This window comes from Pseudomonas frederiksbergensis, from assembly GCF_000802155.2.
In the GTDB taxonomy this organism is placed as follows: Bacteria; Pseudomonadota; Gammaproteobacteria; order Pseudomonadales; family Pseudomonadaceae; genus Aquipseudomonas; species Aquipseudomonas frederiksbergensis_A.
Genome location: NZ_JQGJ02000008.1, coordinates 201,838 through 217,323, shown reverse-complemented (window position 1 = coordinate 217,323; position 15,486 = coordinate 201,838). Strand labels below are relative to the sequence as shown.

The window sequence follows — 15,486 nt, the reverse complement described above, 5'->3', positions numbered from 1 at the left end:
TGTTCCAACTGACGGGAGCGCAGGCCCATGCCGGTCGTTTTGCTATAAGATAACCGCCATTTTGCGCGAGCCAGCCCGCTCCCGCACCAGCCTTGCGTCCACATTCTTTTCCGGAGCTTCCATGACGGCCCACGCCGACCTCTCGCCGACCTTGCAACTCGCCTGCGACCTGATCCGCCGCCCGTCCGTGACGCCGGCGGATGCCGACTGCCAGAAACTGATGATGCAGCGCCTGGGCGACGCCGGTTTCAAGCTCGAGCCGATGCGCATCGAGGATGTGGATAACTTCTGGGCCAGCCATGGCAAGCATGACGGCCCGGTGTTGTGCTTCGCCGGTCACACCGATGTGGTGCCCACCGGTCCGGTGCAGGCTTGGCAGCTCGACCCGTTCGACGCGGTCATCGACGAACACGGCATGCTTTGCGGTCGTGGCGCAGCGGACATGAAAGGCAGCCTGGCGGCAATGGTCGTGGCGGCGGAACGGTTTGTCGCCGATTACCCGGACCACAAGGGCTCGCTGACCTTCCTGATCACCAGCGATGAAGAAGGCCCGGCCCACCACGGCACCAAGGCCGTGGTTGAACGCCTCAAGGCCCGCCAGGAACGACTGGACTGGTGCATCGTCGGCGAGCCGTCGAGTACCACGTTGGTGGGCGATGTGGTCAAGAACGGCCGTCGCGGTTCCCTCGGCGCGAAGCTGACCGTGCGCGGCAAGCAAGGCCACGTGGCGTATCCACACCTGGCGAAGAACCCGATCCATCTGGCCGCGCCGGCCCTCGCCGAGTTGGCCGCCGAGCATTGGGACCACGGCAACGATTTCTTCCCGCCGACCAGCTTCCAGATCTCCAACCTCAATTCCGGCACCGGCGCGACCAACGTGATCCCCGGCGACCTGGAGGCGATCTTCAATTTCCGTTTCTCCACCGAGTCCACTGTCGAAGGCCTGCAACAGCGCGTCGCCGATATCCTCGACAAGCATCAGTTGGACTGGCACATCGACTGGGCCTTGTCCGGCCTGCCGTTCCTGACCGAGCCGGGTGCGCTGCTGGATGCCGTGTCGTCGAGCATCAGGGACGTGACGGGGCGTGAGACCAAAGCTTCCACCAGCGGCGGCACCTCGGATGGTCGTTTCATCGCCACCATGGGCACGCAAGTCGTGGAACTGGGGCCGGTCAACGCGACCATCCACCAGGTCAACGAACGCGTATTGGCGGCCGATCTCGACGTGCTCACCGAGATCTACTACAAGACGCTGATCAAGTTGCTCGCCTGATGCTCGCCTGCCCAATCTGCAGTGAACCGCTGAACCCGGTGGACAACGGCGTGGTATGCCCCGCCGGGCATCGGTTCGACCGTGCGCGGCAGGGTTACTTGAACCTGCTGCCGGTACAGCACAAGAACAGCCGCGACCCTGGCGACAACCAGGCGATGGTCGAAGCCCGCCGCGACTTTCTCAACGCTGGGCACTACGCCCCGGTCGCCCGGCGCCTTGCCGAGCTGGCCGCCGAACGCGCGCCTGGACGCTGGCTCGACATCGGTTGCGGCGAAGGCTATTACACCGCGCAGATCGCCGACGCCCTGCCTAACGCGGATGGCTACGCCCTGGACATCTCTCGCGAGGCGGTCAAGCGCGCCTGCAGACGCAACCCGCAACTGACCTGGTTGATCGCCAGCATGGCCCGGGTACCGCTGGCCGACGGCTGCTGCCAGTTCCTCGCCAGCGTGTTCAGCCCGCTGGACTGGCAAGAGGCCAAGCGCTTGCTCAGCCCCGGCGGCGGCCTGATGAAAGTCGGCCCCACCGCCGGCCACCTGATGGAGTTGCGTGAGCGCCTGTACGACGAGGTGCGCGAGTACAGCGACGACAAACACCTGGCCCTGGTGCCGCCGGGCATGGCGCTGGATCACAGCGAAACGCTCGAATTCAAACTGGTGCTCACCCAAGGCCAGGACCGCGCCAACCTGCTGGCGATGACGCCTCATGGCTGGCGCGCCAGCGCCGAGCGCCGCGCCAGCGTGATCGAGCAGGCCGAACCGTTCGAAGTCACGGTGTCGATGCGCTACGATTATTTCATTCTTCAATAATTAACCTTGGGCCCCGGGCGATTGCCTGGGGCCAGTTAAATCCGCGAATGGATTTTTCAAGACCGCAGCGAGGACATCCATGCGCCAACCCGATATCGAGATTTACCTGAAGGACGCCGACGTCGACCACAAGGCCATCGCCCATTGGCTCGGCGAGGCACTGGGCCCGTGCAGCGACTGGGTGCAGAAAGGCCAGACCTACAAGTGCAAGGCCGGCGGTATCCCGGTGACCTGGCTACCCAAGGCCGTAGGGAAATGGAACAGCTTGTACCTGGAAAGCGACCAGACCCCGTGGGAAGACGATATCGCCTGCGCCCGCGCCGCCTTCGCCGCGTTGAACGTCGAAGTGCGCTGTGCACCGGGCTCGTGGGTGGAGGAAGAAGGCGAGGAATCGGCAGACCGCTGGATTCGGATCAGCGCCGATGGAGAAGAAGAGATTACCTGGAAGACGGCGTGACGTTGATTTAGCGCCTGGCGATGGTTCCATGTGGGAGCGAGCCTGCTCGCTCCCACAATGGGTTTTGTGTTGCCAGTGAGTATGGCTTACAACCCCACCACATCCTCAGCCTGCAAGCCCTTCTGCCCTTCCACGACCGCGTATTCGACCTGCTGGCCTTCGGTCAGTGAACGGTGGCCTTCGCCACGGATCGCGCGGTAATGCACGAACACATCCGCGCCGCCTTCGCGCTGGATGAAGCCGTAGCCCTTCGCGTCATTGAACCACTTCACACTGCCGGTTTCCCGTGCTGCCATGATGCTCACTCCGATTTTTATTTTTAGAGTCGGCTTTTCCCGCCCAACCGCAAAAGGCGAAGCCGTACGAACCAAGTTACCGTCCGGCCATCCATGGAAGGCCGGAGCAGCTACTGGCCGAGTATATGACACACGCAAAAACTCTCAACTGACTTTACTTCGCTGCTTTTTTGCCGATTTTCGACGAATCCGGCACACTGGCGCCCGCGTCATCCCATCCACTCATGCAGAAGCCGTATGACCCGCTCCCCGTTCCGCCGTCTTGTGTTTGGCACCCTGCGCCGACTGTTGTACCTCTGGGTTCGCTCCGAGACGATCAACCAGTCGTCCTTCACCCTCAACCTCGACCGCAGCCGTCCGGTGTTCTACGTCCTGCAAGATCCTTCGCTTACCGACCTGGCGGTGCTCGATACCGAGTGCACCAAGGCCGGTCTGCCACGCCCGGTGCTGCCGGTCGCGGTGGGCAACCTGCTGGAGCCGGCGGCGTTCTTCTACCTGACACCGGCGCCGGACTGGCTCGGGCGCCAGGACAAGCGCGGTGCGCCGCCCACCTTGACGCGGCTGGTCGACGCCCTGACCCATGACGCCGCCGAAGACGCGCAAATCATCCCGGTCAGCGTGTTCTGGGGCCAGTCGCCGGACAGCGAATCCAGCCCATGGAAACTGTTGTTCGCCGACAGTTGGGCCGTCACCGGGCGCCTGCGTCGGCTGTTGAGCATCATGATCCTGGGGCGCAAGACGCGTGTGCAATTTTCCGCGCCGATCCACCTGCGCGAACTGATCGAGCACGATAAAGGCCATGAACGCACGGTGCGCATGGCCCAGCGGATCCTGCGGGTACACTTCCGCAATCTGAAAGCGGCTGTCATCGGCCCTGACATTTCCCATCGACGCAACCTGGTCAAGGGCCTGCTGAACCAGCCACTGGTCAAGCAGGCGATTGCCGAGGAAGCCGAGCGGGAAAAGATCTCCCCGGAAAAAGCCAAGGCCCAGGCCCTGCGCTACGGCAACGAGATCGCCTCGGACTATACCTACACCGCGATCCGCTTCCTGGAGGTGGTGCTGAGCTGGTTCTGGAACAAGATCTACGACGGCATCAAGGTCAACCACATCGAAGGCGTACAGAACGTTGCCCAAGGCCACGAAGTCATCTACGTGCCGTGCCACCGCAGCCACATCGATTACCTGCTGCTGTCGTACCTGCTGTTCCGCAACGGCCTGACGCCCCCGCACATCGCCGCCGGCATCAACCTCAACATGCCGGTGATCGGTAGCCTGCTACGCCGTGGCGGGGCGTTCTTCATGCGCCGCACCTTCAAGGGCAACCCGCTCTACACCGCGGTTTTCAACGAATACCTGCATACGCTGTTCACCAAAGGCTTCCCGGTGGAGTATTTCGTCGAGGGCGGTCGCTCGCGCACCGGGCGCATGCTGCAACCCAAGACCGGCATGCTTGCCATCACCCTGCGCAGCTTCCTGCGTTCATCGCGCATGCCGATCGTGTTCGTGCCGGTCTACATCGGTTATGAACGGGTGCTGGAAGGCCGCACCTACCTGGGCGAATTGCGCGGGGCGAGCAAGAAAAAAGAATCGATTTTCGACATCTTCAAGGTCATCGGCGCGCTCAAGCAACGCTTCGGCCAAGTGGCGGTGAACTTCGGCGAGCCGATCAAACTGGCGGAATTCCTCGACGGCGAACAACCCGGTTGGCGCCAGCAGGAACTGGGCCCTCAGTTCAAGCCGGCCTGGCTCAACGCGACCACCAACCGTCTGGGTGAGCGCGTAGCCCGGCACCTGAACGAAGCCGCAGCCATCAACCCGGTCAACCTCGTCGCGCTGGCATTGTTGTCGACCAGCCGCCTGGCCCTGGACGACCAGGCCATGGCCCGGGTGCTGGACTTGTACCTCGCGTTGCTGCGCAAAGTGCCTTACTCCCCCCACACCACCTTGCCTGAGGGCGATGGCCGGGCGTTGATCGAGCACGTCAAAGGCATGGACCTGCTGTCGGAACAGAGCGATGCCCTGGGCAAGATTCTGTACCTGGACGAGCAGAACGCGGTGCTGATGACCTACTACCGCAACAACGTACTGCACATCTTCGCGCTGCCGGCGCTGCTGGCGAGCTTCTTCCAGAGCAGCTCGCGTATGAGTCGCGAACAGATCCTGCGCTATACCCACGCGCTGTATCCGTACCTGCAATCGGAGCTGTTCATTCGTTGGTCGACGGAAGAACTGGACGGCGTGGTCGACCAATGGCTCGAGGCATTTGTCGAGCAAGGCCTGCTGCGTTTCGAGAAAGACCTTTATTTGCGTCCGGCGCCAAGTTCGCGGCACTTCGTGCTGCTGACGCTGCTGTCAAAAAGCATCGCCCAGACCTTGCAGCGCTTCTACATGACCGTGTCGCTGCTGCTCAACAGCGGGCAAAACTCCATCAGCGCCGAAGAGCTGGAAGATCTCTGCACCGTCATGGCCCAGCGCCTGTCTATCCTGCATGGCCTGAATGCGCCGGAATTCTTCGACAAGAGCCTGTTCCGCCACTTTATCCAGACAATGCTCGACCTCGACGTACTGCGCCGCGACGAGGCCGGCAAACTCAGCTACCACGAGCTGCTCGGCGAACTGGCCGAAGGAGCAGCCAAGCGCGTGCTGCCGGCGGAGATTCGTTTGTCGATCCGCCAGGTAGCGCTACATCGCAGCGAAGATGCCACGCAGATCGCCGTCAGCCCTGACATCTGAAATTTACCAAGGACTCATCGTGAGCATGGAACGCTTGCGGTGAGTGGCTGGGTACTCGAGAGGCATACTCCGACGCTTCGCAGCGGCCGAGGCGACGTCAAACGGAGAAAAGACCTACAGAAAATTTGGGCGCAGCGCTCTAGGATGAACTCACGTCAACATCGACGTATTGAAAAGGAATTCAACATGAGCCAACACACCATCCAAGCGTCCATTCACTTGCCTGACAATGTTCAACTCCCTGAAAGCGGAGGCACATACGTCACTTTCGAAACGCCGCATACCTCCAGCGGCCATGGCGGCAACCAGATACCGAAAAAGCCATGGATCGTCAGTTTTACCATCGACAGCGACATCGCCACCGAAGGCGAAGAATTTTCGGTGACCGCGCAAATCAACGCCCCTGGTCCCCTTTTCCTGAACACTGCGCACACGTTCATCTGGAACGGCGGCGATCAGAAAGTTGATATCAATCTGACTCTTGCGCAAGTAACGGACACCGAAGAGGCTCTGCCATTCACGTTCGGCTCCTGAGTCGCAACGTTCAGGTGGATTTATTAGCCTAAATCCTCCAGATTCCCTTTGGCGCCGGCATGTCGCTGGCGTCAAAGGGAAAGGTAATGACCCATGAAAAAATTTGCTCTGCTTACCTCCATGGCCTTACTGGCCGCTTGCCAATCGGCAACGCCACCCACCGCAACCGTCGAATCCCTTGACGGTGAAGTCTTTTACTTGCAACGCATCGCCTTGCCGCCCACGGCAACCTTGACCGTGAGCCTGCAAGACGTTTCCCTTGCCGACGCCGCAGCGGTGGTGATCGATGAGCAGCGTGGCCAGGTCGAAGGACAGGTCCCTTTACCATTCAAGCTCAGTTATGATCCGGCGCAGGTCAAGCCCGGCCATCGTTATGCCGTGAGCGCCCGCATCGAAGTCGACGGCCAGTTGATGTTCATCACCACTGAACAGCACACCGTGCAGCTCGATGGCAAAGATCCGCAGCCGTTGAAGATCCGCGTCAACGCCGCACGCTGAGTCCTGTTCCACTCCTCAAGGAAGCTGCCATGCTCCGTTCTACCCTTCGCTTCACCGGCTTGTGTGCCGGCCTGTTGATTTGCGCCAATGCCATGGCCCTGTCCCTGGGTGACCTGTCCCAGAAGGACGCCACTGGCGGCCTCAAGGATGCCCTGACCCAAGGAGCCCAGGTCGCCGTCAAGCAACTGGGCGCGCCGGGCGGGTTCAGCAACAACCCGGACGTAAAAATCGAATTGCCCGGCAAGCTCGGCAAAGTGGCCGGCAAGATGAAAGCCTTTGGCATGGGTGAGCAGGTCGATCAACTGGAAACCAGCATGAACCAGGCGGCCGAAGCCGCCGTGGTCCAGGCCCAGCCGATCCTCGTCGATGCGGTGAAGAACATGAGCGTGGCTGATGCCAAGGGCATCTTGAGCGGTGGCAATGATTCGGCCACCCAATACCTGAACAAGAGCAGCCGCGAGCAGATTCGCGCCAAGTTCCTGCCCATCGTCAAGCAAGCCACCGACAAGGTCGGCCTGGCCCAGAAATACAACGCCTTCGCCGGTCAGGCCGCCACCTTCGGCGTGCTGGACGCCAAAAGCGCCAACATTGAAAACTACGTGACCGAGCAGGCGCTGGACGGGTTGTTCGAGATGATCGGCAAGCAGGAAGCCACCATTCGCCAGAACCCGGCGGCAGCGGCGACCAGTTTGGCGAAGAAGGTTTTCGGCACGCTCTGAGCCTATCCGGCAGACACGATCCCCGTGGCGAGGGCGCTTGCTCCCGCTCGGTTGCGCAGCAAGCGCATGAGCTTGGGGCCGCGGCGCGGCCCAGCGGGAGCAAGCTCCCTCGCCACAGATCCGGTGTGCACCTGTTGATCAGGTCTTCTTGACCCTGAACCACGCCGCATACAACGCCGGCAGGAACAACAGCGTCAACGCTGTCGCCACGATCAATCCCCCCATGATCGCCACCGCCATCGGTCCGAAGAACAGGCTGCGCGACAGCGGGATCATCGCCAGCACTGCCGCCAGTGCGGTGAGCACAATCGGACGGAACCGTCGTACCGTCGCTTCAATGATCGCCTGCCACGGGGCAAGCCCGGCCTTGATGTCCTGCTCGATCTGGTCCACCAGAATCACCGAGTTGCGCATGATCATCCCGGACAGCGCGATGGTGCCGAGCATGGCGACGAAACCGAATGGCTGGCGGAACACCAACAGGAACAGCGTGACGCCGATCAACCCCAGCGGCGCGGTGAGGAACACCATCGCCGTACGTGAGAAGCTGCGCAGTTGCAGCATCAGCAACGTCAGCACCACCACGATGAACAGCGGTACGCCGGCATTCACCGATTTCTGACCGCGGGCCGAGTCTTCCACAGTGCCCCCCACCTCAAGCAGGTAGCCGTCTGGCAGTTCCGCTTGTATCGGATCCAGGGTCGGGAAAATCTGCTGCACCAGGGTCGCCGGTTGTTCCTTGCCGTAGATATCGGCCCGGACAGTCACGCTCGGCAGCCGGTTGCGGTGCCAGATCACGCCCTCTTCAAAGCCATACTCCAGCGTCGCGATCTGCGACAGGGCAACGCTCTGGCCATTGTCTGTCGGCACCGCCAGGCTCGGCAGCAGCGACAATTCGGTGCGCTCGTGCACGGTGCCGCGCAGCAGTATCTCGATCAGCTCGTTGTCTTCCCGGTACTGGCTGACGCTGGATCCGGTAAGGGAGCTTTGCAGGAAGCTCGACAGATTGGCAGTGGTCACGCCCAGGGCCCGGGCGCGGTCCTGGTCGATATTCAAGTACACCACTTTGCTCGGCTCTTCCCAGTCCAGATGCACGTTGACGACGTAAGGATTTTCGCGAACCTTAGTCGCGACTTTCCGCGCCAAGGCCCTGACCTCCTCGATGTGCTCGCCCGTCACGCGAAACTGCACCGGGTAGCCCACCGGCGGACCGTTCTCCAGGCGTGTCACCCGTGAGCGCAAGGTCGGGAACTGCTCGTTCAGAGTGCTGATCAGCCAACTGCGCAGGGGCTCGCGGTCCTCGATGGTCTTGGCCAGCACCACGAATTGGGCAAAGCTCGGCGCAGGCAGTTGCTGGTCCAGCGGCAGATAGAAACGCGGTGAACCGGTGCCGACATAGGCCACGTAGTTGTCGATGCCGGCGTGATCCTTGAGCAACGCTTCCAGGCGCTTGACCTGCTCGGCGGTGTTCACCAACGAAGCGCCTTCGGCGAGTTTCAGGTCGACCATCAGCTCCAGGCGCCCCGATGCCGGGAAAAACTGCTGTGGGACAAAACGGAACAGCACCACCGAGCCCAGGAACAACAGCACGGTCATTGCGATGACGGTCTTGCGCCGGCGCACGCACCATTCCACCAGTCGCCGCACACGCTGATAAAACGGCGTGCCGTAGGGATCAGGCTGGCCATCTACCGTGCCATGCTTGGCCGCATGAATCTTCGCCAGGTCCGGCAGGAATTTTTCCCCCAGGTACGGCACGAACACCACGGCAGCGACCCAGGACGCCAACAACGCAAGGGTCACCACCTGGAAAATCGAACGGGTGTACTCGCCCGTGCCCGATTGGGCGGTGGCGATCGGCAGGAAACCCGCCGCCGTGATCAAGGTGCCGGTGAGCATCGGAAACGCCGTGCTGGTCCAGGCGTAGCTGGCCGCCCTGATCCGGTCGAAGCCCTGCTCCATCTTGATCGCCATCATCTCCACGGCGATGATCGCGTCGTCCACCAGCAACCCCAGCGCCAAGACCAGCGCGCCGAGGGAGATCTTGTGCAGGCCGATGCCCAGGTAATACATCGCCGCGAAGGTCATCGCCAGCACGAGCGGGATCGCCAGTGCCACCACCATTCCCGTGCGCAGCCCCAGGGAGAAGAAGCTCACCAGCAATACAATGGTCAGCGCTTCCACCAGCACTTGGACAAACTCACCGACGCCGGTCTTCACCGCCGCCGGTTGGTCCGAAACCTTGCGCAACTGCATCCCCGCCGGCAACGTGTTCTGGATCCGGGCGAACTCGACTTCCAGGGCCTTGCCCAGCACGAGGATGTCACCGCCCTCTTTCATCGCCACGGCCAGGCCGATGGCATCTTCACCCATGAAACGCATGCGCGGCGCCGGTGGATCGTTGAAGCCGCGACGCACCTCGGCCACATCGCCGATGCGGAAGGTGCGGTCGGCCACACGGATCGGAAAATCACGGATCTCTTCCACCGTCTGGAAATTCCCGGAAACCCGCAGCTGCAATCGCTCGCTGCCGGTCTCGAAGAAGCCGGCGGTGGACACCGCATTCTGCGCTTCCAGGGCTTGCTGGACAGCCGCGAGCGGCAGGCCGAGGGTCGCCAGTTTCACGTTCGACAATTCGACCCAGATCTTCTCGTCCTGCAGGCCGACCAGCTCGACCTTGCCCACATCCTTGACCCGCTGCAGCTGGATCTGGATGCGGTCGGCATAATCCTTGAGCACGCCGTAATCGAAACCGTCACCGGTGAGCGCGTAGATATTGCCGAACGTGGTGCCGAACTCGTCGTTGAAGAACGGCCCTTGGATACCGGGCGGCAATGTATGCCGGATGTCGCTGATTTTCTTGCGGATCTGGTACCACAGCTCGGGAATCTGCTTGGAATGCAGGGAGTCACGGGCCATGAACGTCACCTGGGATTCGCCTGGGCGCGAGAACGAGACGATTTTTTCGTAATCGCCGGTTTCCATCAGCTTCTTTTCAATGCGCTCGGTGACTTGGCGCGACACTTCCTCGGCCGTTGCGCCGGGCCAGATGGTACGAATGACCATGGCCTTGAACGTGAACGGTGGGTCTTCGCTCTGGCCAAGTTTGGTGTAGGAAAGCGCGCCGACGATTGCCAGCAACAGCATCAGGAACAGTACGATCTGGCGGTTGCGCAACGCCCATTCGGAAAGATTGAAACCCATCGGGGATTACTCCTTGGCCGCCAGGTTGACCACGCGGTTGGAGCGATCCACCGGCCGGACCTGCTGGCCGTCGAGGAGCACATGTACGCCAGCGGCCACCACCCAGTCGTTGGCACCCAGGCCTTCGAGCACCGGCACGGTTTTTTCACCGAAGGCACCGACGCGCACCGGGACTTTTTTCAAGGTGTTGTCGGGATTGACCACCCAGACGTAGGTCGCGCCGTTCTCAGCGGTAAGGGCCGACAGCGGCACTGACAGCGGGACCTTTTCGGCATTCTGGATAAACACCCGGGCGCTCTGGCCCAGCTCCGCCGGGACGCTGCCGGCGGTGAACGCAACACGCGCGGCGAAGGTGCGCGATTTCGGGTCCGCGGCCGGCGACAGTTCGCGGATACGCCCGCTGAAGCGCTGATCAGGCTGGCTCCACAGTTCGACCGAAACCGGCTGGCCGATCTTGAAACGCCCGAAACTTTGCTCCGGCAGGCTGATCAATACTTCGCGCTCACCGTCGGTGGCCAGGGTGAAGACTGTTTGACCGGCCGACACGACTTGACCGACTTCCACCGAACGCCGGGCCACGACGCCATCCTGAGGGGCACGCAGTATGGAATAGCTGGCCTGGTTGCTGGCGACATCGAATTCAGCCTTGATCTGCTTGAGCCGCGCGGCACCGGAGCGATAGAGATTTTCGGCGTTGTCGTATTGGGAGCGGCTGACCATCTGCCGCTCCATCAAGGTCTTGTAGCGGTCGCGCTCGGCGCGCACCAGGCTCAGGTTGGCCTCGGCGGCCGCGACTTGGGCCCGGCTCGCTTCCAGTTGCAGGCGCACGTCTTCGGGATCGAGTTCAGCCAGGGGCTGGTTGGCCTTGACCCGCTGGCCCTCTTCGACCAGCCGTCGGCTGACTTTGCCACCAATGCGGAAGGCCAGATCCGGCTCGAATCGCGCCCGCACTTCACCGGGATAACTGTCCATCGCCTGGGCCGAAGGCTCGGGCTTGACCACCATGGCGGGGCGGACGGTGACGGCCACCGGCTCCTCGTGGCCACACGCAGACAATAAAAAGGCCAGGCTGACTGGCACGGCGAGGGGCAGGACATAGCGGAACATGGTGGATGACCTTTCGCTAATGATGCTTGGAATAATTATACTGGCGGGTATGTTATTAATAGCAAACTCACCAGTCCAGTATTAAAAGCGAATAATGTCGAACAATCCTCCCCCTCCCAGCGGCCCTGGCCGTCCGAAGGATCTGGCCAAGCGCCAGGCCATTCTCGATGCGGCGAAAAATCTATTCCTGAGCCTGGGTTACGCCAGTACCAGCATGGATGCCGTCGCGACCGAGGCCGGCGTGTCGAAGCTGACCGTCTATAGCCATTTCAACGATAAGGAAACGCTGTTTTCCGCCGCCGTGATTGCCAAGTGCGAGGAACAAGTGCCGCCGCTGTTCTTCGAATGGGCGGATGGCGTCCCGATCGAACACGTGTTGTTGAACATCGCCCGTGGCTTCAATCAACTGATCAACAGCGATGAGTCGGTGAACCTGCATCGGCTGATGGTGGCCCTGGGTAGCCAGGACCCGAAGCTCTCGACGATTTTCTACGAGGCCGGCCCGCAACGCATGCTCTCAGGCATGGAACGGTTGCTGAGCAAGGTCAACCAGAGCGGCGCCTTGAGCATCGATAAACCGCGAAATGCCGCCGAGCATTTTTTCTGCCTCATCAAGGGCGCGGCGAACTTCCGGTTGCTGTACGGCTGCGACGGGCCGCAGGACGCCGAAGCGGCCGAGGCTCACGTGCAGGAAGTGGTGGGGTTGTTCATGCGGGCATATCGGCCCTAGATTCCGGAGGCATCACCTGGGCTTTCTTCGTCGGATCGCGCCCGGAGCAGGCTCGATTCTCACGCCTTGAGCGCTTTCTTGGGATAGATATCGTACCGACTGGACTTGCCCTCCAGTCCATGGCTCGGCTTTGGCCCTTCGATGCATGGCGCCTTGCGCGGGCGCTTGACCACCACCCGGTGGGTCGCCAGTGCCAGCGCCGCAGCCAACAGCGCCGGTGCGTCATTGTCATCGCCCACCAGCGGCCGGAACAGGCGCATTTCCTTCTTCACCAGGGCGGTTTTCTCCCGATGAGGGAACATCGGATCCAGGTAGATCACCTGGGGCGGCTCGCCTTCCCAGTTGCGCATCAGCTCGATGGAATTGCCCTTGAACAAACGCATGCGTGCCACGATCGGCGCCACGTCGAAGTCCTCGGCGCCGCGCGCCAGGCCATCTTCCAGCAAAGCGCCGATCAGCGGCTGGCGCTCGATCAGGCTCATTTCGCAGCCCAGGCTCGCCAGCACAAACGCGTCCTTGCCCAGCCCCGCCGTGGCGTCGAGCACTCGAGGACGCACGCCTTGGGCGACACCGACGGCCTTGGCGATCATCTGGCCGCTACCGCCGCCATACAAGCGCCGATGGGCCGCGCCACCCTCGACGAAATCCACCCGCACCGGGCCCGGCGCGTCCGGCCCCAGTTGCTGCAGTTGCAACCCCTGCTCGCCGACCTGCAAGGCAAACTCGCCGTCGTCCATTTGCAAAGGCAGGCCAAGCCGCTCGGCCCACTGTTCGGCCTGCGTTTGGAAGGCCGGGGCCAGGGCCTCGACATGGATGCGGCAGGTCGCAGGTTGCTCAATCATGAAAACACGCCCAAAAAATTAAGGATCGGCAAAATCGGCCGATAACAACGGTGAACGGCATTTTGCCAGAGCTGAGCGTCGACCGAGAAAAATGTCAGACATTCAATCCACATCGATAGGCGTTATCTCCCCTTACGGCGATTACAGCCTGCGTAACACCCAAGCGCTGAGCGGCGTCAGTCACCTGTGGCAGGATTTCTTTGCCCGGGCCCTGGCCGATCAACTGGGTGAAAACGCACCGGCGCCTGGCAGCTACCAGCCCGTCGCCCTCGATGAAGCGGTTGAACCGACCCTCGGCGCCGAATTGCTGGACCACATCGTCAGCCAGCGCACCTGCGACGTGACTGAAACCCAGGTCAAGCCACCAGAGCCATTGTTCCTGCCAATTGCCGAATTCGAACTCGACTTGCTGGACAAGCCGTTCCCACCCTTCCCGCCGGAAGAAATCGTCGCCCAGCAAAAACAGCAAACCTTCGAGAGCAACTGGGTTCGCCCGATCGTTCTCACCGCCGGCCAACCATTGCCAGAACCAGGCCCGGCGCCACAACCGCGTCCGTTGCACCTGCCGATTGCCGAATTCGAACTCGACTTGCTGGACAAACCCTTCCCGCCGTTCCCGGAAGAGGAGTTGGTGGCACAGCAGAAACAACTCGATTTCGATACCCGTTGGGCACGTCCGATCGTGCTGCAGAACCTGCGTATCGCCGCCTGACTCTTACCGACAGATCCACCACGGCCCCACATCCAGATGGAAATGGTTTCGGTGCGCTTCGTTGTAGTCCGGGCTCAACACCACACTGAACATGTCACAGGCACCGTCCCGCACCTGCCGCAGGAACTGCGCGTTGGTGTTGTCCTTCGGCCAGTCCTTGAGCACGCTGATCGCCCGCCCATCGGCCAGGCGAAACCCGGCGATGTCGAGCGCGCTGGCGGTAGCATGCTGACTGCGCGACCCGCTTTCACGACCGTACATGTTGCGACAGGCAAAGCTGCCCAAATGATCGACCCGCGTGACTTTCTGCCCATAGAGCGCCGTTGCCGCCGGTTGCAGCGCATGGCGCTCGAACAACGCGAAAGCCACGGCCAGCGGGCAACTGGCGAGGAAACTGCTGCTCAGCGCCACCTCGCCGCCCTGCACCCGCAACACGTTGGTCAATGGACACGTCGTGTTGGCCCCGCTGTCCGCCTGGCGAGCGGTGCGAAGCCCGGACGTGGCGAGCGCCTGGTCACACAGTTGCGGGTCGTTGCGCAGGGCCATCAGCTTGTAGCGGGTCAGCAGATTCGGCGGAGCGTTGATGTCCAAAGGCGCCCAGGGATTCCATTGCGGCGGCACCGACAACCAGCCACGCCAGACGCCAAGCACTGCGCCGCCAACGATCAGCGCCAAAATAACCAAACCTTTGAAAAACCGCACGACAACGCCTCGGGCATCAGCCCTTGAATAATTGATTGGCCTGGCTGAACGGCATCGAACGACGGGTAAAAGTGAACGTCCCCTGCTGCTGGATTTCTTCGGCGGCCCGGAAGAATTCGCCATAGGCCGCCAATGCCAGCGCCGATCCAACGCTGATGCGCTTGACACCCAGTTCGCTCAACTGCGCCACGGTGAGGTCCAGCGCGCCGGACATCAGCACGTTCACCGGCTTCGGCGCCACGGCCTGTACCACGGAGAGGACCTGTTCGGCGCTGCTCAGCCCAGGCGCATAAAGCACGTCTGCACCCGCGTCGGCGAAGGCCTTCAGGCGTCGGATGGTGTCGTCCAGGTCGGGTTTTCCGTGCAGGAAATTCTCCGCCCGGGCGGTCAGCAAGAAGGGAAACGGCAAGCTGCGCACCGCGTCGGCCGCGGCCTTGACCCGCGCCACTGCGTGATCAAAGCAATAGATCGGACTGTCCGGGCGTCCGGTGGCATCTTCGATGGAGCCCCCCACCGCCCCGGCTTCTGCCGCACGCAACAAGCTACGGGCACACGCTTCAGGCGCATCGTCGAATCCGTTTTCCAGGTCGACGGCCACTGGCAAATCCGTGGCCGCCACGATCGCCCGCACGTTAGCCAGCGTGTCATCCAGGCCCAGCGCCCCATCGGGTCGCCCCAGGGAAAAAGCGTGGCCGGCACTGGTGGTCGCCAAGGCTTCAAAGCCAAGGCTGGCGAGCATCTTGGCTGAGCCGGCATCCCAAGGATTGGGAATGACAAAAGCCCCTTCGCGTTCGTGCAAGGCCTTGAACGCCTGGGCTCGCCGGGTTTGTGCATCCATGAAAGTCGCTCCTGAGCAGTGGACGGGTT

The 15,486-nt window shown here is 62.0% G+C and carries 15 protein-coding genes; 9 read left to right on the top strand and 6 right to left on the bottom strand.

Annotated elements, in window-relative coordinates; all coding sequences use genetic code 11:
* Positions 1 to 121: 121 nt before the first annotated feature.
* The 3 genes from dapE to JZ00_RS17125 all read left to right on the top strand — a co-directional run bounded on the left by dapE (position 122) and on the right by JZ00_RS17125 (position 2,539).
* A complete protein-coding gene (dapE, locus tag JZ00_RS17135) occupies positions 122 to 1,273 on the top strand; it encodes a succinyl-diaminopimelate desuccinylase (RefSeq protein ID WP_039591999.1) in 1,152 nt (383 codons plus the stop codon).
* Positions 1,273 to 2,082: a putative RNA methyltransferase gene (locus JZ00_RS17130; RefSeq protein ID WP_039592000.1), complete on the top strand. Its 810-nt coding sequence runs from the start codon at positions 1,273 to 1,275 to the stop codon at positions 2,080 to 2,082. Before dapE ends, JZ00_RS17130 begins: the two co-directional genes overlap by 1 nt.
* 79 nt (positions 2,083 to 2,161) lie before the next feature.
* On the top strand, positions 2,162 to 2,539 hold the full coding sequence (locus tag JZ00_RS17125) for a hypothetical protein (RefSeq protein ID WP_039592001.1): 378 nt from the start codon (positions 2,162 to 2,164) through the stop codon (positions 2,537 to 2,539).
* 86 nt (positions 2,540 to 2,625) lie between these two features.
* On the opposite strand, the gene JZ00_RS17120 is transcribed toward JZ00_RS17125, so the two are convergent.
* Positions 2,626 to 2,835, bottom strand: a complete 210-nt coding sequence (locus JZ00_RS17120) for a cold shock domain-containing protein (protein ID WP_003198198.1) — start codon at positions 2,833 to 2,835, stop codon at positions 2,626 to 2,628.
* Between the two features lie 237 nt (positions 2,836 to 3,072).
* Here JZ00_RS17120 and plsB point away from each other — a divergent pair, with 237 nt between their 5' ends.
* From plsB to JZ00_RS17100, 4 genes are all read left to right on the top strand, one after another.
* Entirely contained in the window at positions 3,073 to 5,571 is a 2,499-nt protein-coding gene (gene plsB / locus JZ00_RS17115; RefSeq protein ID WP_039592003.1) for a glycerol-3-phosphate 1-O-acyltransferase PlsB, read from the top strand.
* A gap of 186 nt (positions 5,572 to 5,757) precedes the next feature.
* A complete protein-coding gene (locus JZ00_RS17110) occupies positions 5,758 to 6,105 on the top strand; it encodes a hypothetical protein (RefSeq protein ID WP_039592006.1) in 348 nt (115 codons plus the stop codon).
* A gap of 93 nt (positions 6,106 to 6,198) precedes the next feature.
* The gene (locus JZ00_RS17105) at positions 6,199 to 6,603 is read left to right on the top strand and encodes a YbaY family lipoprotein (protein ID WP_039592007.1); all 405 of its coding nucleotides are present in this window, start codon (positions 6,199 to 6,201) and stop codon (positions 6,601 to 6,603) included.
* Positions 6,604 to 6,632: 29 nt separating this feature from the next.
* The gene (locus JZ00_RS17100; protein ID WP_039592008.1) at positions 6,633 to 7,322 is read left to right on the top strand and encodes a DUF4197 domain-containing protein; all 690 of its coding nucleotides are present in this window, start codon (positions 6,633 to 6,635) and stop codon (positions 7,320 to 7,322) included.
* A 138-nt stretch (positions 7,323 to 7,460) separates the two neighbouring features.
* Here the strand turns inward: JZ00_RS17100 and JZ00_RS17095 are convergent, their stop codons facing one another.
* On the bottom strand, positions 7,461 to 10,526 hold the full coding sequence (locus JZ00_RS17095; RefSeq protein WP_039592009.1) for an efflux RND transporter permease subunit: 3,066 nt from the start codon (positions 10,524 to 10,526) through the stop codon (positions 7,461 to 7,463).
* Positions 10,527 to 10,532: 6 nt separating this feature from the next.
* Positions 10,533 to 11,633 carry an efflux RND transporter periplasmic adaptor subunit gene (locus JZ00_RS17090; protein ID WP_039592010.1) on the bottom strand — a complete coding sequence of 367 codons (1,101 nt, stop codon included), beginning with the start codon at positions 11,631 to 11,633 and terminating at the stop codon, positions 10,533 to 10,535.
* 94 nt (positions 11,634 to 11,727) lie between these two features.
* On the opposite strand from JZ00_RS17090, the gene JZ00_RS17085 reads away from it, so the two are divergent.
* Positions 11,728 to 12,363 carry a TetR/AcrR family transcriptional regulator gene (locus JZ00_RS17085; RefSeq protein ID WP_039592011.1) on the top strand — a complete coding sequence of 212 codons (636 nt, stop codon included), beginning with the start codon at positions 11,728 to 11,730 and terminating at the stop codon, positions 12,361 to 12,363.
* Between the two features lie 59 nt (positions 12,364 to 12,422).
* On the opposite strand, the gene JZ00_RS17080 is transcribed toward JZ00_RS17085, so the two are convergent.
* The gene (locus tag JZ00_RS17080; RefSeq protein WP_039592012.1) at positions 12,423 to 13,205 is read right to left on the bottom strand and encodes a class I SAM-dependent methyltransferase; all 783 of its coding nucleotides are present in this window, start codon (positions 13,203 to 13,205) and stop codon (positions 12,423 to 12,425) included.
* Between the two features lie 91 nt (positions 13,206 to 13,296).
* Here JZ00_RS17080 and JZ00_RS17075 point away from each other — a divergent pair, with 91 nt between their 5' ends.
* Positions 13,297 to 13,917, top strand: a complete 621-nt coding sequence (locus JZ00_RS17075) for a hypothetical protein (protein ID WP_039592013.1) — start codon at positions 13,297 to 13,299, stop codon at positions 13,915 to 13,917.
* 3 nt (positions 13,918 to 13,920) lie between these two features.
* Here the strand turns inward: JZ00_RS17075 and JZ00_RS17070 are convergent, their stop codons facing one another.
* Complete coding sequence (locus JZ00_RS17070; RefSeq protein WP_039592014.1) at positions 13,921 to 14,619, bottom strand: extensin-like domain-containing protein; 699 nt, start codon at positions 14,617 to 14,619, stop codon at positions 13,921 to 13,923.
* Between the two features lie 16 nt (positions 14,620 to 14,635).
* Positions 14,636 to 15,457 carry an isocitrate lyase/PEP mutase family protein gene (locus JZ00_RS17065; RefSeq protein ID WP_039592016.1) on the bottom strand — a complete coding sequence of 274 codons (822 nt, stop codon included), beginning with the start codon at positions 15,455 to 15,457 and terminating at the stop codon, positions 14,636 to 14,638.
* Between the last annotated feature and the right edge of the window lie 29 nt (positions 15,458 to 15,486).

Bases quoted from the DNA above. Each gene is read 5' to 3' on its own strand.
- dapE (WP_039591999.1), top strand. From the start codon at position 122: ATGACGGCCCACGCCGACCTCTCGCCGACCTTGCAACTCGCCTGCGAC.
- JZ00_RS17130 (WP_039592000.1), top strand. From the start codon at position 1,273: ATGCTCGCCTGCCCAATCTGCAGTGAACCGCTGAACCCGGTGGACAAC.
- JZ00_RS17125 (WP_039592001.1), top strand. From the start codon at position 2,162: ATGCGCCAACCCGATATCGAGATTTACCTGAAGGACGCCGACGTCGAC.
- JZ00_RS17120 (WP_003198198.1), bottom strand. From the start codon at position 2,835: ATGGCAGCACGGGAAACCGGCAGTGTGAAGTGGTTCAATGACGCGAAG.
- plsB (WP_039592003.1), top strand. From the start codon at position 3,073: ATGACCCGCTCCCCGTTCCGCCGTCTTGTGTTTGGCACCCTGCGCCGA.
- JZ00_RS17110 (WP_039592006.1), top strand. From the start codon at position 5,758: ATGAGCCAACACACCATCCAAGCGTCCATTCACTTGCCTGACAATGTT.
- JZ00_RS17105 (WP_039592007.1), top strand. From the start codon at position 6,199: ATGAAAAAATTTGCTCTGCTTACCTCCATGGCCTTACTGGCCGCTTGC.
- JZ00_RS17100 (WP_039592008.1), top strand. From the start codon at position 6,633: ATGCTCCGTTCTACCCTTCGCTTCACCGGCTTGTGTGCCGGCCTGTTG.
- JZ00_RS17095 (WP_039592009.1), bottom strand. From the start codon at position 10,526: ATGGGTTTCAATCTTTCCGAATGGGCGTTGCGCAACCGCCAGATCGTA.
- JZ00_RS17090 (WP_039592010.1), bottom strand. From the start codon at position 11,633: ATGTTCCGCTATGTCCTGCCCCTCGCCGTGCCAGTCAGCCTGGCCTTT.
- JZ00_RS17085 (WP_039592011.1), top strand. From the start codon at position 11,728: ATGTCGAACAATCCTCCCCCTCCCAGCGGCCCTGGCCGTCCGAAGGAT.
- JZ00_RS17080 (WP_039592012.1), bottom strand. From the start codon at position 13,205: ATGATTGAGCAACCTGCGACCTGCCGCATCCATGTCGAGGCCCTGGCC.
- JZ00_RS17075 (WP_039592013.1), top strand. From the start codon at position 13,297: ATGTCAGACATTCAATCCACATCGATAGGCGTTATCTCCCCTTACGGC.
- JZ00_RS17065 (WP_039592016.1), bottom strand. From the start codon at position 15,457: ATGGATGCACAAACCCGGCGAGCCCAGGCGTTCAAGGCCTTGCACGAA.